Source organism: Bartonella sp. AA81SXKL (assembly GCF_042196945.1).
Taxonomy (GTDB): domain Bacteria; phylum Pseudomonadota; class Alphaproteobacteria; order Rhizobiales; family Rhizobiaceae; genus Bartonella.
The window spans coordinates 1-353 of the sequence record NZ_JBHIRH010000142.1 but is presented as its reverse complement, the minus strand read 5'-3'; the positions used below and the strand labels follow the sequence as shown (position 1 = coordinate 353).

Below are 353 nucleotides of genomic sequence, written 5' to 3'. Positions count from 1 at the left end.
AGGCTAATTCTAATCAAGCAGTGTTACGGCTTTTAGCGGCAAACGGAGCGGGAGCTGATGTGGTTTCAGAAGGTGAATTGCGACGCGCACTTGCTGCTGGTATTCCTGCTCATCGTATTGTTTATTCTGGTGTTGGCAAAACAGTAAAGGAGATAGATTTTGCTCTTGCACACGATATTTACTGTTTTAACGTTGAATCAGAGCCTGAACTTGAACAACTTTCGGTATGTGCTGTTGCGCTTTCAAAAACAGCACGCGTTTCATTGCGCATTAATCCAGATGTAGATGCAAGGACTCATAGAAAAATTACAACGGGGAAATCTGAAAATAAATTTGGTATTCCACTGTCTTTG

The 353-nt window shown here is 41.9% G+C and carries 1 pseudogene; it reads left to right on the top strand.

Going from position 1 to position 353, the window contains the following annotated elements:
* Positions 1-353 (top strand): annotated as a pseudogene (locus ACFINZ_RS10155) (diaminopimelate decarboxylase); the annotation flags it as partial.